Origin of the sequence: Micromonospora craniellae (assembly GCF_014764405.1) — a bacterium.
Lineage (GTDB): Bacteria > Actinomycetota > Actinomycetes > Mycobacteriales > Micromonosporaceae > Micromonospora > Micromonospora craniellae.
This window is the reverse complement of sequence record NZ_CP061725.1, coordinates 2,172,541-2,192,228: the sequence shown is the minus strand read 5'-3', so window position 1 is coordinate 2,192,228 and position 19,688 is coordinate 2,172,541. Positions and strand designations below refer to the sequence as shown.

Annotated in this window: 2 protein-coding genes (1 of these 2 running past the window's edge); both read left to right on the top strand. The window is 72.8% G+C overall.

The features are described from left to right. Positions 1–16 precede the first annotated feature (16 nt). Positions 17–559, top strand: a complete 543-nt coding sequence (locus tag ID554_RS09745) for a hypothetical protein (protein ID WP_147333517.1) — start codon at positions 17–19, stop codon at positions 557–559. 3 nt (positions 560–562) lie between these two features. Next, positions 563–19,688: the beginning of a hypothetical protein gene (locus ID554_RS09740; protein WP_117229469.1), read on the top strand. 31,346 nt of this gene lie beyond the right edge of the window; only the first 19,126 of its 50,472 coding nucleotides appear in the window; its start codon is at positions 563–565; the stop codon falls past the right edge of the window.

Here is a 19,688-nt window from a genome sequence, read left to right as displayed (position 1 = left end):
CGGAACCGATTTGTGCGTGGGCGGGGGGCTGAGCATGGGGAGCGGTGCGCCCGCACACTACGACGACGGCCAGAGCATCAATGTGGACCCGCAGGGAATGTGGACGATCGGGTCGGAGCGAGTCGTCAAACTCATGGGTGATGTCGTCGATTCGTGGGAGCGTATCGGTAACACCTGGAAGAACCTCGAACTCAGTTGGGCCGGCGAGACCGCCGAAGAGGTCCAGCAGTTCAACTATCGGTTGCAGAAACTGCAGTGGGATCTGTTCGGATCGCAGGAACAGGAAACCTACGGGCTGATTTCGCAGGTGTGCGGGATCGCGGCGAGCGCGGCGTCGAACTACGGCGAGGCCGAGAAGACGGTCATCAAGATGTTCGACGAGTTCACCGCCGCCATCCCCGCCGATGACCTGCCGCCGGAGGATGACGGCGAAGGCGACGGCGGCACCCCTCCGCCCGTCGATCTCGGGGACGCGTACAACACCACCGAGTCGCCGGTGCACACCCTCTACCCCAACAATCCCGACGCGAACAAGCCACCGCCGCCGGATAAAGAGTGACGGATGGCGAGCGACACCCATCCGGATCCTGACAAACTCGATGCGCTCGCCGCGCAGTGGGAAGCCAAGGCCGAGGACCTCGATCGGTTGGTCCTCACACCGTCGAGGGCGCTGGCTCGGGTCGGTAACTGGCAGGGCAGCGGGCGGGCGGCGGCCACCCGCACGCTGCCCAATCTCGAGAAGAACCTCCGCAACACCGCCGAGTTGTGCCGCCGCTGGGCCCGGCGGTTGCGCAAGATGGCGGACGAGATCCGCAAGAAGCTCGAAGAGATCCGGAAACAATCCCTCGCCACGATCCTGGGCGTCATCTTCGGACTGCTCTTCGGCTTCCTGGTCGGTTTCGCGATCGGCCCGGCGCTCGCCGCCCTCGTCGCCGCGATGGCACGCGCGGTCGCCGGTCTAGCCACGGCGCTGCGGGCCATCATCAACATGTCGTTCCAGTTCGGCCTCGGCGCGGCCGTGTTCGGTTCCACCCAACTCGCCGCCGAGGTCTTCGCTCAGGCGATCGCGTCGCACGTCGACGGCAAGTTCGAGATCACCAACGAGAGCTGGATCAACGTCGGTGCCGCCGCCGGTCTGGGCGGTCTGTTCGGACTCTCCACCCGGGGACTCGGCAAGGTCGGCGGCGGTGGGCCGAAGTCGACCGACGTGCCGACGGTCAAGGGCCTGGACGGCACCGCCCCCGGCGGGCGGCCCGGCGACACCCCCACCCCGGACCTGCGGACCGGTCGCGGAGACGTGCCGGGCGTCGGCTCGCCGGACGGCCCTCCGCTCGGCGCACCACCCCCGTACGGCGCCGTCGGTGGCCGGCCCCCGACGCCGGGCCCGGTCAGTGCCAGTTCGACGCCGCCACCGGTCCGTCCCACCGGCGGGCGGGCGACCGCCGGTGGGGCCGCGCCGACCCGGACCACCCGACCCACCACAGTCGACCAGCCCCCACCCTCGGCGCTCGGCGGCGCACCGGCGCGGACCACACCGCCACCGGCCCGCCTCGACGGCCCGGTGAACACGCCACCACCAGCCCAACCGCAACCCCGGGCCGGGGTGCCGCAGCCCGACGGTCGGCCACCGGCGGCGGTCGGCAACGGCAACGCGGCCAGCAGCCTGCCGCCGCCGGCCCGCACCACCCCACCGCCGAAGGCCGACGCGGGTGTTCCACCCGTCGGTACGCGGACGCCGGGTGGACCGGCGATGGCCGGAGTGGACGCGCCCGCGACGCCTCCGCGCGCCGTCGCCGCCGATCCTCGGCCGCCGTCGGCGCTGACGCCCGAGCCGGCGCCCGGCGGAGGACGGCCGCCGACCGCCAGCCCTGAACTGCCCGCGACGCCCGGCGGAGGACGGCCGCCGGCCGCCAGCCCCGACCTGCCCGCTACCCCTGCTGGAGGACGGCCGCCCGCCGCCAGCCCGGACCTGCCCGCGACCCCGGGCGCGGGTCGGGACTTCAGTGTCAACGGTCCTGCCCGGGACGTGTCACCGATCACCCCCGAACCGGTCCGGTCCGGCACTCCGCCGCCGGGCCAAGGCCTGACGGTCGATCCGCCCGTGGCGCGGCCCGGTGGCGTCGGCACGGTGACGGACGTTCCCCCGCCGGGTGGCAGACCTGCCGGTACCACTCCCGATGCCACGGTGTCGGTGCCACCGCCCGGCCGCCCGGTCCAGCCGGGTGTCGAGGGGAACCCGGTGAACACGCCCGGCGGCGGCACCGTCGGCGGGGCCCCGCGTCCAGGGCGTCCCGTCGAGGGAATCCCGACCAACCAGGTGGTCGACGTCCCCACGTCCACCCCGAGACCGGCCACCCCCGAGCCGTCCACACCGGCACCACCCGCCGGGCAGCCCGGCCCACGGGGCAACCTCGCCGCGAGCGACGTGCCGGTCGACGTCAGGACCCCGGTCACGACGAGACCACCGCTCGACCGGGCACCTGCCTCCGGCGAGCCACCGGCCGTGCGGCCGGACACCCCGGTCACGTCACCCCGACCCACCTCGCACACGGCGACGCGGCCGGACACCCCCGAACAGGTCCCGGCCGATGTCCCGCCCGGCTCCCGTCCGGGCGGCACCAACGGCGACCAGCCGCCGGTCGTCGGGCAGGGCAAGCCGACCACGGACACCGCCCCGGTGGGCGCGTCCTCGAAGGGCGCGCCGGAGCCGGGCAAGACCAACCCGGTGCAGGCCAACCTCGACGCGCGGATCCGCGACCTCATCACCGAGGGAGGCGGCGGCAAGGGTCAACCCGGGGTGTCGCAGTCCAGCCGGCCGGGCACGCTGACCGAGATGCGCGCGCTGCGCGAACGGATCCTCGCCGACAGCCCCGGCGGGCAGCCCACCGGTGGCAACGCCCTCGTCGTGCAGCGCCTGGACGATCACATCACCGCCCTGACCCCACGGCGGCCCGTCGGCGGCGACGCGCAGGGCGGCGCGGGTCGGCAGTTCAGCGGTCAGCCGGGGGTCGAGACTCCGCTCAAGCAGGTCCCGGTGCCGACGAAGCCCATGCCCGGTGGTCCGCGGCACACCGGGCCCGACGGCATCGACGCCCGAGCGCCCTATCCGGACCAGACGGCCGTACCCGTGATGGGGCCGAAGGGACCCGGCGGTCCGCGACCCGACCCGGAGGTGAAAGGCCCGGTCCCGCCACCTGCCGAGGCACCACCCCCCAGGACCTCGGGTCGTGACCAGTACAGCGGCGAGTGGGACTGGCACATCCGGACGGACAAGTTCGGCACCGAGTTCCTGTTGTTGCAACGCGGTCCGGACCAACCGCCAGGCGTGCGGCTCGGCGGATCCAGCGGCGAGCCGCACGGCCCGGGAGGGCTCGGCCGACCGCCTCGGACCGATCCGGTGGATCCACCCGACCCCGGCGCCGGGCGCCGCCTGGGCGACGGCAAGGTGGTCCGGGACGACCAGTTCGGTGTCTCGTCGAGACCGACCGGCGACGGCCGGGTCACCGAGCGTCCCGCCCAGGTCCGGGAGATCAACGGGGAAAAGTGGGTCCGCCTGCCGGACGAGGCGGTGCAGGGCCGGCCCGGCGCCGGCAACCAGCAGCCGTCGGACCGCTGGATGCGGATGCCCGACCGGGACAACCGCGTCCTGCCGGACTCCGGTGGGCGCGCCCCGGAGGGCAGTTACTACTCCTGGCAGGAGCACACCCCCGGCAAGTCCGCCGTCTCCGGACTGGACCGGGGCCGGGGGCAGATGGTCGACATCAAGAGCCGCCCCGGGTGGCAACTCAACCCACCGGAGCCCGCGCCACTCGGTGTGACCTCCCGGCCGACTCCGGGCGCGGACATGCCCGGCCCCGGTCACCGGCTCGGCGGCGGGACCATCGATCGCGTGGTCAACTCGGTGGAGAACTTCAGGGGCATGTTCCGCCGGGGCGGTGACGCGCCGACCCCACAGCCGCCCTCCGTCGTCATCAAGTCGGCGGGACCGGGCGGCAACACCGGCGGCGGGATCGCACCGGGGGGCAGGGGTACCACCCCGGACGCGCCGGCCTCCGGCGGAAGCTGGAAGGGGTACGGCGAGGGCCAGCAGCTCGGGGGCCGACCGGCCCGACCGGACGCCGACGGCAGCCTGGTCCCGCCGGGACAGCGGGGCCTGGACGGCGGCGGGGCGGGACCGGCCAGAACCGGGGACCTCACCACGCCGCCCCGGTCGACCGACACCCCGACACCGAGGACCGACACCGGTAATCCGCAGCCGGGTCGCTCGGCCGGGGCGGAGGGCGGCGGCTCGTCGCGTACCGGTGGATCGCAGGGCACGATGGGGATGCGGGAGCCGCGCACCGGCAGCCGTACCGAGACGGTGACCCCGGACCGGTACATCGAGCCGACGGTGGACAACCCGGCCTGGACCACCCGTGGCGCCCGGGACGTCGGTGACACGCCCCGAGGAGTCGGGGGCGAGACCCGGGCACCAGCCGGGCAGGGCGGCCAGCGCTCGCCCTCCGGCACCGAGGGGGCACCGCCGAGCGGTGCCAAGCGCGTCCCGGACCGCATCCCGACCACCGACACCCGGACGCCGGCCGGGTCGCAGCCGGGCGAGGTCTTCGGCTCGCGGTCCGGCCCGGCCGCCGCGCCGGGGCCGAGGTCGGCCGGACAGCCCGTGGCGGCGCGCGACAGTCTGCACGGGCAGATGGCGGACCTGGTTGAGGGCGCGGCCAAGCGCGCAGAGGTCAAACCCGGCACCGGGACCAGGCCGGATGCGGACCTGAACCCGGGCACGCGGACACGGGCGGGCGAGAGTTCCCGTCCGCCGGGCGACGTCACCACGCCGCCGGGGCAGTCCCGGCCGGGTGAGGCGTTCGGGCAGCGTCCGGAGTCGGGGACCCGGCGGTTGGAATCGTCGCCGGAGCCGGAGCAGGTCACGCCTGGGAAGTTGCGCAAGGATCGGCCCGTCGGTGACACGGGACGGCCGGGCGAGACCTTCGGGCAGCGTCCGGAGTCGGGAACTCGGCGGTTGGAGTCGTCGCCGGAGCCGCAGGCGGGGCTCGGGAAGCTGCGCAAGGACCGGCCGGTGGGCGATGCGGGGCGGCCGGGCGAGACCTTCGGGCAGCGTCCGGAGTCGGCGAACCGGCGGTTGGAGTCGTCGCCGGAGTCCGGGCCGGTCAAGCCCGGCAAGTTGCGCAAGGATCCGCCGGTCGGAGACTCGGCGCCGCGACCCGGTGAGACGTTCGGGCAGCGTCCGGAGTCGGGGACGAAGCGTCTGGAGCCCTCGACGGGGCAGTCCGGCACCCTGCGGAAGGATCCGCCGGCAGGCTCGTCGACGCCGCGTACCGGAACGTACGAGCCGTCGCCGCCGGTCCGGGATGGTCGGCCTGCGCCGACGACCGAACAACCGGCCCCGGCGACGCCGGCCCAGGTCGCGCCAGCCGAGGCCACGCCTGCGCCGCCGGTGCAGCCGGAGGCGGGCCCCAAGCCCGAGGCGGGCACCAGACCTGAGCCGGCGACCAGGCAGGAGCCCGCATCGGGCAGTGGCAAGGCTCCATCGCCCGGATCGGCCGCTGACCGGCGGGCACGGGCGTGGGCGGACGCGTCGCCTGCGGAGTTGGAGGTGTTGCGGGGCGGGGGCGCGGGTGCCGGGCTGCGTCCCGACCAGCGGGTGAACGTGGTGCTCAATGACCGGATCTCGGCCGGATACGCGACGGCGGCTGACGATGCGTTGCGGGCCGAGCTGACGGATCTGCGGGACCGGGTGCGGACGCCGGGTGAGCCGACCTCGGAGTGGGTACGGCGGGAAATGCGGATCGCGGAGCTCGAGTCGACACTGGGTGGGAGTGCTCCGAAGCCGGTGGACGTGCCGTCGCCGAGGCAGGGTGAGTCGCCGGCGGCGCGGCAGGCTCGGGCGTGGGCGGGTGCGTCGCCTGCCGAGTCGGAGGTGCTGCGGGGTGGGGGTGCCGGGTTGCGGCCGGATGAGCGCGTCAACCTGGTGCTCAACGAGCGGAACTGGGCGCGGCAGGCGGCTGAGGTCGAGGCGGGCCTGCGGGCGGAGTTGACGGATCTGCGGGCACGGGAGCAGTGGGGGCAGAACCCGTCCGAGGCGGAACAGCGGATTCTCGATGGTGCGGGGCTGGGCACGGGCGTGCCGCCGGATCAGCGGGTGCTGGTGGTGGAGGCGCTGCGGTCGTTCGCGCAGGGCGCCGAGACCTGGATCGGCGGGCCGGGTGCTGCTGCGGCCGGGGCGGCGCGGATCGCTGAGTTGCGGCGGCAGGTGGAGTTGGCGAGGCAGGGCCTCAACCCGTACGGGGACGGTGGAGTCCAGGTCGTGCTGCACCGGCGTGGCCGCCCGGAACTGCGGGCACCTGAGATGGACACGCCTGCGGCCCCCGCCACGCAGGTGGAACTGGACGGGTCGGAGTGGGTACGGCGGGATCAGCGGATCGCGGAGCTCGAGTCGGCGTTGGGTGTGCGTTCCGAGTGGTCGTTGCCGAGATCTGCGGGTGAGACGGCTGAGCAGCGCAGTGCTCGGGCGTGGGCGGGTGCGTCGCCTGCCGAGTCGGAGGTGCTGCGGGGTGGGGGTGCGGGTGCCGGGTTGCGGCCGGATGAGCGCGTCAACCTGGTGCTCAACGAGCGGAACTGGGCGCGGCAGGCGGCTGAGGTCGAGGCGGGTCTGCGGGCGGAGTTGACGGAACTGCGGGGCCGGGTGCGGACGCCGGGTGAGCCGATCTCGGAGTGGGTGTGGCGGTCCCAGCGGATCGCGGAGATCAGGTCCAGGCTTGGCGAGCAACCGGCCGAGGTGCCGGTGCCGAGGCCGCCTGCGGGAACGTCGGCTGCCGAGCGGAGCACGCGGGCGTGGGAGAACGCGACTCCTGCGGAGACCGAGATCCTGCGGGGTGGGGGTGCGGGTGCCGGGCTGCGTCCGGACCAGCGGGTGAACCTGGTGCTCAACGAGCGCAGTTGGGCACAGCAGTCCGAGCAGCGGTTGCGGGCCGAGTTGGCGGATCTGCGGCGGCAGGTGCGGACCCCGGGCGAACCGGTGTCGGAGTGGGTGTGGCGCTCACAGCGGATGTACGACATCCAGGTTGCGCTGGGTGACCGTAAGCCGGAGACGACACCGGTGTCGAGGCCGTCCGCTGCTGGTCCGCGTCGCGTGGAGAACCCGACGCCCGCCGAGCAGGAGGTGTTGGACGGTCGGGGTGCGGGTGCCGGGTTGCGTCCGGACCAGCGGGTGAACCTGGTGCTCAACGAGCGCAGTTGGGCACAGCAGTCCGAGCAGCGGTTGCGGGCCGAGTTGGCGGATCTGCGGCGGCAGGTGCGGACCCCGGGCGAACCGGTGTCGGAGTGGGTGTGGCGCTCACAGCGGATCGCCGAGATCCAGTCGACGCTGGCGGGGCGTACACCGGAGCCGGTTGTCGTGCCGGTGCCGAAGCCGCCTGCGGGAACGTCGGCTGCCGAGCGGAGCACGCGGGCGTGGGAGAACGCGACTCCTGCGGAGACCGAGATCCTGCGGGGTGGGGGTGCCGGGTTCGGGTTGCGTCCCGACCAGCGGGTGAACCTGGTGCTCAACGAGCGGACCTGGGCGCGGCAGACCAGGGCGGCCGAGGTCGAGACGCCGACGATGCTGCCGCCGGAACTGGCGCATCTGCAGGCCCGTTCGCGACGGATCACCGATCCGTCCGAAGGGGAACAGCGGATCCTCGACGGTGAGGGTCTGGGCGCGGGCCTGTCGCCGGGACATCGGGTGCTCACGGTCGAGGCGCTGCGGTCGTTCGCGCGGGGCGCCGAGACCTGGCTGGAGGGGCCGACGGCTGCTGCGGCCGGCGCGGCCCGCATCGCCGAGCTACGGCAGCAGGTCGAGCTGGCGAGGCAGGGCCTCAGCCCGTACGACGACGGCGGGTTCCGGGTCGTCCTGAATCAGCACAGCCAGCCGAGCCTGCGACCGCGCGAGACCTCGGGCGCTCCCTCCACGCGGGTGGAGTGGGAGGTGCCGGCCCAGGGCCGTGAGCCGGCGGCTCCGCGGCCGGAGCCCGTGCATGTCACCGACCGTGGCGCACTGCTGCCGGTGACCGAGGCACCGGCCCCGCCGACGCGGACGGTCGAGAGCACACCGGTGGTACGCGAGCGGCCGGAGGCTGGGAAGTCGGCTCCGGAGGTGCGGACGCTGGAGCGCCCATCCGTGCAGACGGTGGAGCGTCCGCCGCTTCCGACGGTGGAGCGTCCGTCGGTGCCGGAGCGACGGATCCTGGCGGGTCAGCGTCTCGGCGAGGGGCTGTCACCGGCGCGGCGGGTGCAGACCGTGGAGGCGCTGCGATCGTTCGTGCAGCAGACGCGGACCCGCATCGACGACCTGACGGCGGCAGGCGGTCCAGCAGACCTGCGGCAGGCCACCCGGCTACGGGAGCAGGTGACCCGGGCCGAGCAGGGCCTCAGCCCGTACGGGGATCGGGGCGTGCGGGTGGTGCCCGGCCGGGACGGCCGACCGGAACTGCTGCCACCGCGTGACGTACGCGGCCTGCCGCTGACCCGGGCCGAACGGTGGGTGCTGGCCGGACAGGGCGCGGGCGCGGGCCTGTCGTACGAGCAGCGGATCGACCTGGTGGTCGTCGAGCGCAACGCGGCCTGGCAGGCCGAGCAGTTGCGGGTCGAGTTGGCGGAGTTGCGGGACCGGGAGCCGCTGCCGGACGAGCCGACAACGGATCAGGCGTGGCGGACGCAGCACATCGCCGACCTGGAAGCCCTGGTGGGCGACGCCTCGGCCGGTGACCGGGTGTGGACGGTCGCCCCGGTGCGACAGCCGTCACCGTCGGACGTTCGCGACGAGCCGCTGACCGAGGCCGAACGGGAGGTGCTGGCCGGTCGGGGCGAGGGCCGAGGGCTGCCGTTCGACCAGCGCACCGACCTGGTCGTCGGCGAGCGCAACCGGGCCTGGCAGACCGCGCAGGTGCAGGCGGAGTTGGCGGAGCTGCGCGCCTGGGACGCCCTGCCGGGCGGCTCGGTCTCGCAACGGATGTGGCGCGCGGACCGGATCGCCCATCTCGAAGCCGTGGCGACCGACGAGTTCACGCACTCCCACGACGAGCAGCCCGCACCACCGGTCCCGGCGGGGGACGGCCCCCCGTCGGTGCCGCCGGTGGTCGCCCCGTCAGTAGGCGAGCAGCGGATCCTCGACGGCGAAGGGCTCGGCGCGGGGCTGTCGCCGCTGCGGCGGCGGGACGTGGTGGAGGCACTGCGGTCGTTCGCGCAGCGCGGCCGGGCGGAGCTGGACGAACTGGTCGCGGTCGGCGCGGACGATGCCCGGGCCGGACGGCTCCGGCAGCAGGTGGAGGCGGCCGAGCAGGGGCGCAGCCCGTACGGCGACCGTGGGGTCCGGATCGTGCTGGACCGGGACCGGCAACCGGTGCTGCTGCCCCCGCGTGAGCTGCCCGGCCCGCTGACCGAGGCCGAGTGGACGGTGTTGCGTGGCCGGGGCGAGGGCCGTGGCCTGACGTACGAGCAGCGCGTCACGGTCGTCATCCACGAGCGGGAGGCGGCGCGGCAGGCCGATGAGGTCCGGCAGGCCGAGGAGGTCCGGTGGCGGCGCGAGCTCGACGAGGCGTTGCGGACGTGGCAGGCCGAGCAGGAGCGGAAAGCCCGCGAGGAACAGACCGCGGTGCGCGCGGCTGCCGTTCCCGAGGGCTACCAGATCCGGCACGAGCAGGCCGACACCTACCGGCTCTATCGGGGCGCGGCCCCGACGTCGGCGGATAACGCGGGTGCGCCGCTGGTGGCGGGCCGGGAGGCGTTGCGGGTCGACCGGTCGGTGACCGACATGAGGGTGGTGGGCCGGTACCTGCGTGCCCTGGAGCCGGTGATCGCCGGCCGGCAGCAGGTGGAGATGCCGCGTACCGGGCGGCGGGTGACGCCGGAGAAGCTGCGGACGCTCGTGGACCGGCACCTGCCGGTGGGGGCGGTCATGACCGTACCGGTCGGTCAGGTCACCGCCGGAACGCCGGTGCCGTTCCGCCGGTTGCCCGGGGGCACGTCGGCGGACCACGGCTGGTACCTGGTCGACGAGGACACCACCGCGGGCGACGGGCCACGGACCCGGCCGATGGCCGCCGAGTACACCCTGGTGAGGTATCCGAACCTGATCTGGGTCCGGCCGCCGGGCGCCACGGAGTCGGCGATCACCGAATTCCTGGCCCGCCCGAACGACGGGAAGACCTGGGTCCTCGTGGGTGGGGCCGATGCCGACCCGCCGGGCGAGGTGTGGGACGAACTGGGGACGTACCTGCGCGGCCTCCCGAAGGAGCGGCTGGCCCGACTGGAGATGAGGGAACTGATCTCCCAGCGATTCGACCGGCATCTGCCGGAGGATCGCCGGCTGATGGAGTACCACGAGGCGGCGCGCCGGATCGGGCACGGTCTCACCGGCCCACCCACCCGCGAGGCCAAGGAGGAGCTCTGGGCGTACCTGTCGGACACGCTCAATCCGGCCGGTCCGGGACACGTCCCGGTGCCGCGGTTCGAGCCGCTGATCAACGCCCCGGGCCCTGGCAGTTTCGGAGTCCATGAATACAAGGGCGGCTTCCAGCACGAGCGCTGGCGTCTGTTGCTCTCCGACAAGCTGACCACCTGGCAGTCCGTGGTCATCACGTTGCGCCACGAGTGGGAGCACGTCGAGCAGTATTTCCTGATGGCTCGCTACCTGGCGGCCACCCACCGCTCGGTGGCGGACCTGCGGCGGCACCTCGCCATCGAGGACGACCGGGTGCTCCAGGCCGCACTGGACAACCCGACCGTGGCGGGCAGCGACGACCATCAGTACGGCGAGCAGTTGTTCCAGAGTCGTCTCGGTGCCGACCGGAGGGCGAACGAGGCGGTGGAGGCACGTCGGCGCGACGTGTACCGGGAGCACATCGATGCGGTGAAGCGCTTTCGGGCCGCCGTCGCCGGGCCGGCCCTGAGCCCGCACGATCAGGCTGATCTCGGGCTGCAGATGATCCGTGCCCGCGCCGCGTACAAATCCACCCTCATCGAGTACGCCGCGCTGCCCCTTGAGGGCCCGGCGATCGAGCGGGAACGGCAACTGGACCGGCTGTTCGCCTGGGACACCATGCCGGATGAGGCGTCGGTCGCCGTCGCCACCGGACCTCGGCCGGGCCGTGTGGCGGATCGTGCCGGCGCGGCTGGGGTCGGACCGGCACCGGACGAACCCGTCGAGATCACCGCCAGCCCGCCCGATCCGGCCGAAGCTGCCGTGGCGCTCGCGCCGACGAATCCGATGTTGGACCACCGGCTCCTCGCGACCGCCGACCGCGTCCTGCACGAGGCGGTACGCGAGCTGGTCCGTGCCGACTACGGGCGGCTCTCCGGCAGGTCGGGAGAAGCCGCGCAGCAGGACGGCTGGCGGAACCTGGCGAACCTCGTCCTGCGGCACGCCGGGTTGCCCGAGCTGGGACCCGATGGTCTCCACATCGGTCAACCGGCCGAGGGACACCTGGGCGGATTCGACCGGCGGTCGTGGAGGTTCGGGCTCGCCGACGGCTCCGTCGAACACCTGCTCCGTACGCTGATGCACGAGCTGGTCCATGTCGAGCAGGTCACGCTCGTCGGCCGGTTGACGGCGGCCCGGTCGGACGGCGGCGAGCTGAGGTCACTCGTCCACGACGCCCGGGTCCGTGACGAACTCTCCGCGACAGCGGTGGATGCCGGCAGCCCTGGGCACAGCATCGCCGCGCGAATGCGGCCGGAACTGGAACCGCAGGGTGATGCTCGGGCCACGGCGATCATCGCCGCCGTGGGTGCCGCGCAGTCCCGCATCGACGTGACGGCGACACTCCTGCACGAAGTCGACCGCCTCGGCGGGTTCAACGCCGGAGTCCGTGGCCGATTGGCGCGGGGCCACGAGGGCGTGCTCCGACACTTCGCCGAGGCGATGACCCGATACCTGAACCTGCCGCTGGAGGCTCAGGCACACCTCGTGCAGTTCGACTTCGACTCCGGCGGTGTGGCGCGGGACTGGCGACGGGAACCGCAGGCACAGGTGCCGCCACTTCCCGGGTACGTCGTCGAGGCGACCGTGGCGGGCAGCGTCTTCCGTCCGCAGGGCGTGACGGTGCCGCCGCCGCCTCGGCTCGCCCATCCCGACCGGCCACTGGTGCTGATCCACCTGACCGACCTCGCCGACGCCGAGCGGGTGGTGCCCGAGCTGGCGTCGTCCCTGCCCGCGCACGCGTTGGTGGAACTGCACGGCGCGCCGGGAGGCCGGCTGTTCACGGTCGAGGAGTTGGCGGTGCTCTCCTCGGCGCTCGACGACGGTCAGCATCTGATCGTCGCCCCGGCCCTGGTGGCACCCGCCGGTGAGTTCGCCCGTCACCTGCTGCCGTTCTCCCGGACGCACGCGCCCACCCTGGCCCCGTTCGCCGCCTACTACCGACTCCACGGAAGCTCGCGACCACCGTTCCTGCCGATGTCCTTCCCGTACCTCATGCGGAATGTGGGCGTCGGGACCTTCGAGCTGTATCCGGGTTGGCACGTGGTCGCGGTGGGCGACCGGGCCTGGATCGGCCCGGCCGACGGGCAGCCGGACCTGACCGGTGTGCCACACGCGCGCGTGGTGATCGGCAGCCCCGGCCAGGAGACGCCGTGGGCGGTGGTCAGCGCCGGACTCTGGCTGGCCCGGATCCTGGCCGGCCAGGTCGGTGCCACCGCCGACGAGGGCTTCGTCCACGTGTTCCGACCGGGGAGCACACCCGCCGACCTGCCTGCGGCTGTCACCGACGACGTGCTCCACGCGGTCGAGGACCGCGACCGTGAGCTGGTACGCCTCGCCTTCGGCGCGGAGTACGTCCCGACAGCCGGGGGCTCCGCCGAGGGCCGGTACGCCGACGGGGGCCTGTCCGGGCTGGTGGAGTCCGCCGACTACGAGCTGTACTACGTGCTGGACGCCCTGCTCCACCTGAGCGGCGTCGACTCGCTCGTGCCACCGTCGCGCGCGGTCGACGCGCTGACCGGGTTGGCGGACCGGCTGCGAGCGCTCGATCCGGCCGTACCCGACTCCGACGCGCTCGCCGCCCGGCGTGCCCTGCTGGCGGCGGGACGACTGGCGTCCGTCGCGTACGGTCCGGGCGGCCTGACCATGTCGAGACTACGTGCGGCGTGGCACGTGCACACGACGGCGGGAGATTTGGCGCTTCCTGCCGTCACCCGGGCGAGGACGCTGGTCGAGCGGGTCGTTCCCGCACGCCACGTCCAGGACCTGGACCGGGAGCTTCCGCTGCTCGTGATGCGGGTGCTGGAGCCGGTGGCGATGTCGGACGGTTCCCGGTCGGCGCTCGGCCCGTCCTACGATCGCTCGTACGAGTGGCTGGTCCGGGTGCTCGAAGGCACCAGACCGGCCGGTGAGGAGGCCGGGGCTCTCTGGTGGCCCGGTGCGGACCTGGCCCGGATACCACTCGACGTCTGGGCGGCACTTCCCCTGCTACCCGAGGTCGACGACGTTCTGGTGGTGGGTTACCAGGCAGGCCCGGACGGGCTGCCGCTGCTCGACGGCCGGCCGCCCGCCGACCACCAGGTCGGCGGCGGTGCCGCGCTGCTGGCCCAACTCGGTGACACGCTGCGCACCGAGCTGAACGACGGTGACCCGAGCCGGCAGCGGGTGTTCCTGACGCCGCTCGTCGACGATCCGGCGGTCGAGGAGTCGCTCGACGTGCTGCGGGCCGACCTCGCCGCGCTGGACAAGCGACTGGGCTGGGGAGTACGGCTGGCGGCGTCGGTGTCGACCGGGATGGACGAGACGGATTCGGCCGGCGGCGATCCGGACGACATGGAGATCACCGCCAGCCCACCCGATCCGGCCGAGACGCCGGTGGCGGCCGGGACGTGGCCACCCGAACTCCTGCCCGCCGCAGCGCTTCCCCTCCAGCACGAGCAGCGCTCCCTCTCGGCATCGGACCCGGCCGTTCCGGATCCGGTGTCGGAGGCTGCCGCAGATGTGGTCGGCGCGTACGCGTCGAGACTCGCGCGGAGCCGCTGGAGCATGATCGGTGTGTCGGGTCGGCCGACGGGGCGGTTGACCGAGTTGCTCTCCACCGAGCGCCTCGGGGCCGTACCGGCCGCACACCTTCAGGCCGGTGTGATCATCCGCCCGGCGCGGTCCGGAAGGTCCGGGGACGAGCGGTTCCGGTTGGTCGTGCGGACCGCGTCGGCCGGCCCCTACCGGCACGTCGATTCGGCTGACGGTGCGCATCGCTACGACGCATCCCTGCTGGTGACGGTGCGGTTGGAGCACACCGGGCCGGTACCGCCCGGAATTCCGAGCCGCGAACCGGTCACTGATCTGCCACAGACCCGTGCGGTGCTTCTCGATCAGCAGGTGACGGTGCCGGACCAGATCCTGACGCAGCCGAAGCTGCGGATCGATCGCGACGGTGTCGCGACGGTGCCGGCACTGCCCGGCGGTCCGCAGGAGACGCTCGGGGCGCTCGGCCTGCGGTCACTGGCGGTGACCACGGACGCCGTACGGAACGGACAGATCCAGGTCAGCGCGATCGTTCCGACGTCGGTGCGTGCGCTCCACGACGCGGTGACGGCGGAACTCCACTCGGGCCGCTGGACCGGCCGCCGGTCGGCGAGTGCCCGGGGCGGTGTCCGGCCCCACCCGGCGGTGGCCGACCCGGTCACGGTGGACATGATCCATCACGCGCTCTCTGCGCCGGGGCTGACCGCGCTGCTGCCCGACGCGCTGCGTGGATCGGGTGTGGTGGCGGGTCCGATCCGGGTCGAGCTGGCCATGTTCGGCGGCGTACGCCTCGGCCGGTCGGATCGGGACGGCACCACCCGCGAGCGGATCCGGGTGGGGCTGCTGGCGCAGGTGACTCCGACGGGTTCGGCGGCAGCACCGCCACTGGCTGTCCGGCTGGACGGTGCGGTCGAGCTGTCGGTGTCGCCTGGCGACGCCGACCGGATCATGCGCGACGCTGATCCGCTGCGCGACGAACTGCCCACCTACGAGCGGGAGGCGTCGTCGGCGTCGAACCTGAGCGCCGAGCAGCGGAGAGCACCGTCGGCCTCGGGGCTGAGCGCCGACCAGCACCAGACGCTCACCGACGCGGTGGGTGGCCCCGACGCCTGGGACCGGTTGCTGAGGAGTCAGCCGAACGGGTTCGACGGTGCGGGGTTCTGGCGGCTGGCGAGACTGCTCGGGGTCATCGGTGAAGACGACCTGGTGGTCGAGGCTGCCCGGCTGACCCGAATGTTGCGGTGGGTGCAGCTCATCGAGCGGGTGCCGGAGCCGGGCCGGATCGAGCCGTTGGCGGTGGCGGCGGTGCTGGCCCACACGCGCGGCGGGTTGGCACACGCGGAAGTCGAGCTGGACCGGGCGAAGCAGGCGCACTGGTCGGCCGAGTACCACCACGGCTACTGGCAGACCAAGGCGACCGGACTCGACGGTGCGGCGGAACGCCTCCAGACCCGCGCGGACGACCTCCGGCGTCGGATGGAACACGACCGGGAGCGGCTGACCGACCATGCGGCCCTGGTCACGGAACTCGCCAGGACGCAGGAGAAACTGGCCAGGGTGGCGGATGACGTCGACCGGATCCGCGACGCGCGGACTGCCGCCGCCGCCCGCGTACGTCATGCCGCCCGGGAGATCGCCGCACAGCATGTCGAGGTCGAAGGCCGCCGCCGGGAACTGTCGTCGCTCGGCGCGAACCCGGCCGATGCGGCGTCGGTGCCGGGACTGCTGCGGGCCTGGTACCTGCTCGCCGTGGAAATCGGGGTGGATCCGTACGCGCTGGAGCTGTTCGGTGGCGAGCTGGCCGCGACGGTGGCCGGACGCGACGACATCGCGCCCGACGAACTGCTGGCCGAACTGCGGTGGCGGCTGCGGCCGTACGGGGTGTACACCGACCACGATCTGGGTCTGCTGGCCGACATCGGCCGCCGGCTGATTCTGGACCCGGCCGACCTGCCGGTCCTGCGGTGGCTCAACGCCCGGGGCGTGTCGTTGGAGTTGCTGGACGCGCTGCCGGCGCACCTGATGTCGCGGTCGTTCGACTGGGCCTGGGAGCAGTACCATCGGGGTGACGATCCGACGTCCGTGGTGGCGGAACTCGGTCTTCCCAAGGCCGACAAGCCGGAGCGGATGGCCGACGAGCTGAATCGACTGGTTGACGAGCTCCGGTCAGCGGCGAAGTTCTCCGAGGCCGAGCCACCGCCGTACAGTGCCGAGCCGCCGCAGTCTCCGGCGCCCGCAGTGCCCACGGACCCCGACGAACCTCCGAAAGCACAGTGGACGGATACCGCAGCGGACAGTTGGTCCGCGCTGTTGATGATCGGTGACGTGGTGCGGGAGGGCGTGCGGCGTGCGACCGCGTCCGCGCGGGGCGGTCCGCATCGCTCGCTCGGGGAGGCGGTCCTCGACGTCGCCCGGGAACGCGGGTTCCGTACGCCGAAGCAGCTCGTCCGGTACGCATCACTGAGCGGCCGGCTCGGCTTCCCGGCCACCGCGCTGCTCGCGGATCTGTCGTCCCGGCACCTGCGGCTACAGCTCTATCGGATGCTCGGCGACCGGCCGCTGGACGACATCGCAGGTTTCCTCCACGCGCTGACGCCGTACGACGTCGCAGGCTCCTTCGGCGCGTTGACGCCGTCCGGCCTGTATCGGCAGGTGCCTCCGGTCACCGAGGCGCAGGCGACCAGGTGGGCGGCCCGGTTCGGGGTGTCCGCCGACGAGGTGCGGGCACTGGCCGCCAACGCCTGGGTCGACCTGCCCCGCCTGGTCGGTCTGGCCGAGCGGATGGAACTGGACGACGGCGAGGCGCACTGGCTGTTCGACCTGACCCGAAAGACCGGTCAGATGCCGACCTACCTGCCGAGGCTGACATATCGGGCGAACGTGCGGGCACCGGTCCTGCTCGAGTGGGGTTGGCGGATGGACGCCGCTCCGACGGACCTCATGCCCTTCCGATCGGCGGCGCGCCTGCTGTCGGCATCTCCACCGTCGGTGCCGGAACCGGACCGGCTCTCCGTCGCGGAGCTGGTGACGCACCTTCGGAACAGCTTCGACGACGTGACGACCGCGCCGTGGTGGGCGTTGTGGGTCGGCACGCACACCCCGTTGACCTCGGGCACCGACGGCCTGACGCCGGGCGAGCTGTTCGACCTGATGGGTGTCGACACGCAGGATGTCCTCGCGCATCCGGGAGCGCTGAGCGCCGCTGAGCTTCTCGACCGCGTCAGGGACCCGGACCGACCGCCCAGAGACGCCGCGTTGATCAGCCCGCTGCCCGTCGAGCGCGCCGCTGACCAGTGGTTCGCCACGTGGTTCAGCGAGCGGTTCGATACCGATGAGTCGGACATCGCGCACGACATCATGAGGCGACCGTGGGTGGACCACCTCGCGGTGCTCGACGAGGCACGCAGGATGAAGGCGCCGCCGGAGGACGTCCTCGACTACGCGCGATTGTCGGGCGGCCAGGATCTGGCGGCGACGCGGAATTATCAGGTGCCGTCCGGGCCGTCGCAGGTCGGGCTGATCGAGTTGGCCATTCAGTGGGAGGTGCACCTGCACCAGTTCGCTCCGATCGCCGACCTGCTGCCGCGGGAGACCGACTTCTGGACACAGGATCTGAACGAGATCGCCGCCAGTCTGACGGCCCTGATCTGGGGCGATCCGAACCAGGTGCCCGCCGATGTCTATCAGGCGGCCACGCTCCCGCTGACGCTCCTGACCGATCTGGGACTGGGCGCGAACGCCTGGCAGCCGACGACCGACCGGAGTCGACTGATCGGCCGGTGGCTCACCTGGCAGTGGGGACTGGACTCCAGCGCGCAGACGCGGGTCGTCGGGCTCCTCACCGACGACCACTTCCCGGATCAGGTCGGCTACCTCGAACTGCTGCACGCCCTGGCCAAGCGGATGGACCTGTCGACGCCGGCGCAGACGGCCTTGGCCAGCCAGCTGGGTGTCAGCCCCGCCTGGGTGACCGCGTTCAGTCTCCGGATCGGGAAGATTCCCGACCGGGTCGTCGATCAGGCCCGCCGCCTCGGGGTGCAGGATCCGGCGCGGTTGTTCGCGCTCGCATCCGTCCTCGGTGTCGACCCGGCGGTGCTCGGACCCGACGACGACCTCGAACGGCTTAACCAGACGCCCGACGGCGACCGCTTCAGCGTCGCGTACGACGTCGGCCAGTCGATCCGGGCCCGGCCCGACTGGGCGGGGCGATCATCGGGCGACACGATCACCGATCGACTGTTCCGGCTCGTACAGCGCTCGGGGACCGTCCCGTCGAATCTTCCGACGCTGCTCGACGACGGCAGTTGGCTCGGTATCGACAGGTTGTTGGAGATCGCGGAGCTACTGCACCTTGCACCGGAGTCGGTGGCGCTGTACGCGAACACCCGACGGCCACCGACCGTGTCGGGCGGTGTGCGGCCCACGATCGCGCAGGTGGTCACGGACTACCAGGCATGGGCCGAGTCCATGTTCCAGAGGTACGCCCTCGGCCCCAAGCAGCTCTGGCGGGTGTGGAACCGTGAGGGCTCGGCCGCGCTCAGCCGTTACAGCGATCGCGCCGTCCAGGCCGCCGCGTTGGCCTCCGCAGAGTCCGGCGAGGCCGCCGAGCTGTTTCACCGGTTCATCGGTGGCTCTGATCCGCTCGCAGTGGTCGAGGCACTGGCACGAGCACGTGAGCCCGGCGCGTGGCTGGTGCCGATCCTGCCGGAGGCCCCCGCGCCGACCGGTGTGACGATCCAACTCTCTCTGACCGGGCTTGGTGAGCTGGCAGAACAGGTCGGGGAACTGCCTGGTGCCCACCTGCTGGGCAGCGACCTGATCTACGAGTTCGGGACCGACCGTAGTGGCTGGGACGGATTCGCCCGACTGACGGACAGTGTGCCGCACAATGCCGCCGCCACGTACGTGGCGATCTCCGTCCGGACCGAGTTCGGCACGGACGCAGCCGCCTACCTCCGGCTGGCTCACCTCTACTACGCGCTGGCCGACGTATTGACGGCCGCCGGACTGACTCCCTTCGCCGACGGAGACCAGTACCGGTCCGCAGACCTGATGCAGGAGTTCGACTCTTTCGAGGAATTCCTGCAGCATCACCGCACCGGCCCCCTCGTCGTTCGCGCGAACTGGCGCTCGGGCGACCACGTCTCGTTTACCATGGCTCCCGGTCAGGTCTGGCCCGGTGTCCTGCAGGCCCGCGTGCGGATCGCGGCGGAACTCGTCCGGGTCGCCCGGCGACCCCTGTCGCAGGAGCAGTGGAACTGGCGTTTCACCAGCCCAGGCTTCCGCGACCCGTCACAGGTGGGTGGCCCACACCAGCTGGGAGATCGGGCACACCGACTGACCGGGCTGCTCACCGATCCGGCGCTTCGCGCCCAGGCGGCCGGACTCGTGCTCGGTGGGCGGCAGGTCCATCACCAGACCGAGCCACCGGCGTCAGGACTGGGCGGGGTACTCGACGATCCCACCGTCGCCCACACGTCGTTCGAGGCGCCGCAGATCCCGAGCGCTGCCCGCGTTCGTGCGATCCTCGCCGTCGACACGTCGACGTCCGGTCTCGACGCCGAAGCCCTCACCGATCGGCTGAGCACCTCCACCGACCTGCGGGGCGAGCGCGTGAGCTGGCAGGAGACGGTGCTGCGGGCGGCGGTGCACGGGAGCCCGGACTCCTTCGGTCGGCTGGCCGAGCAGCCCT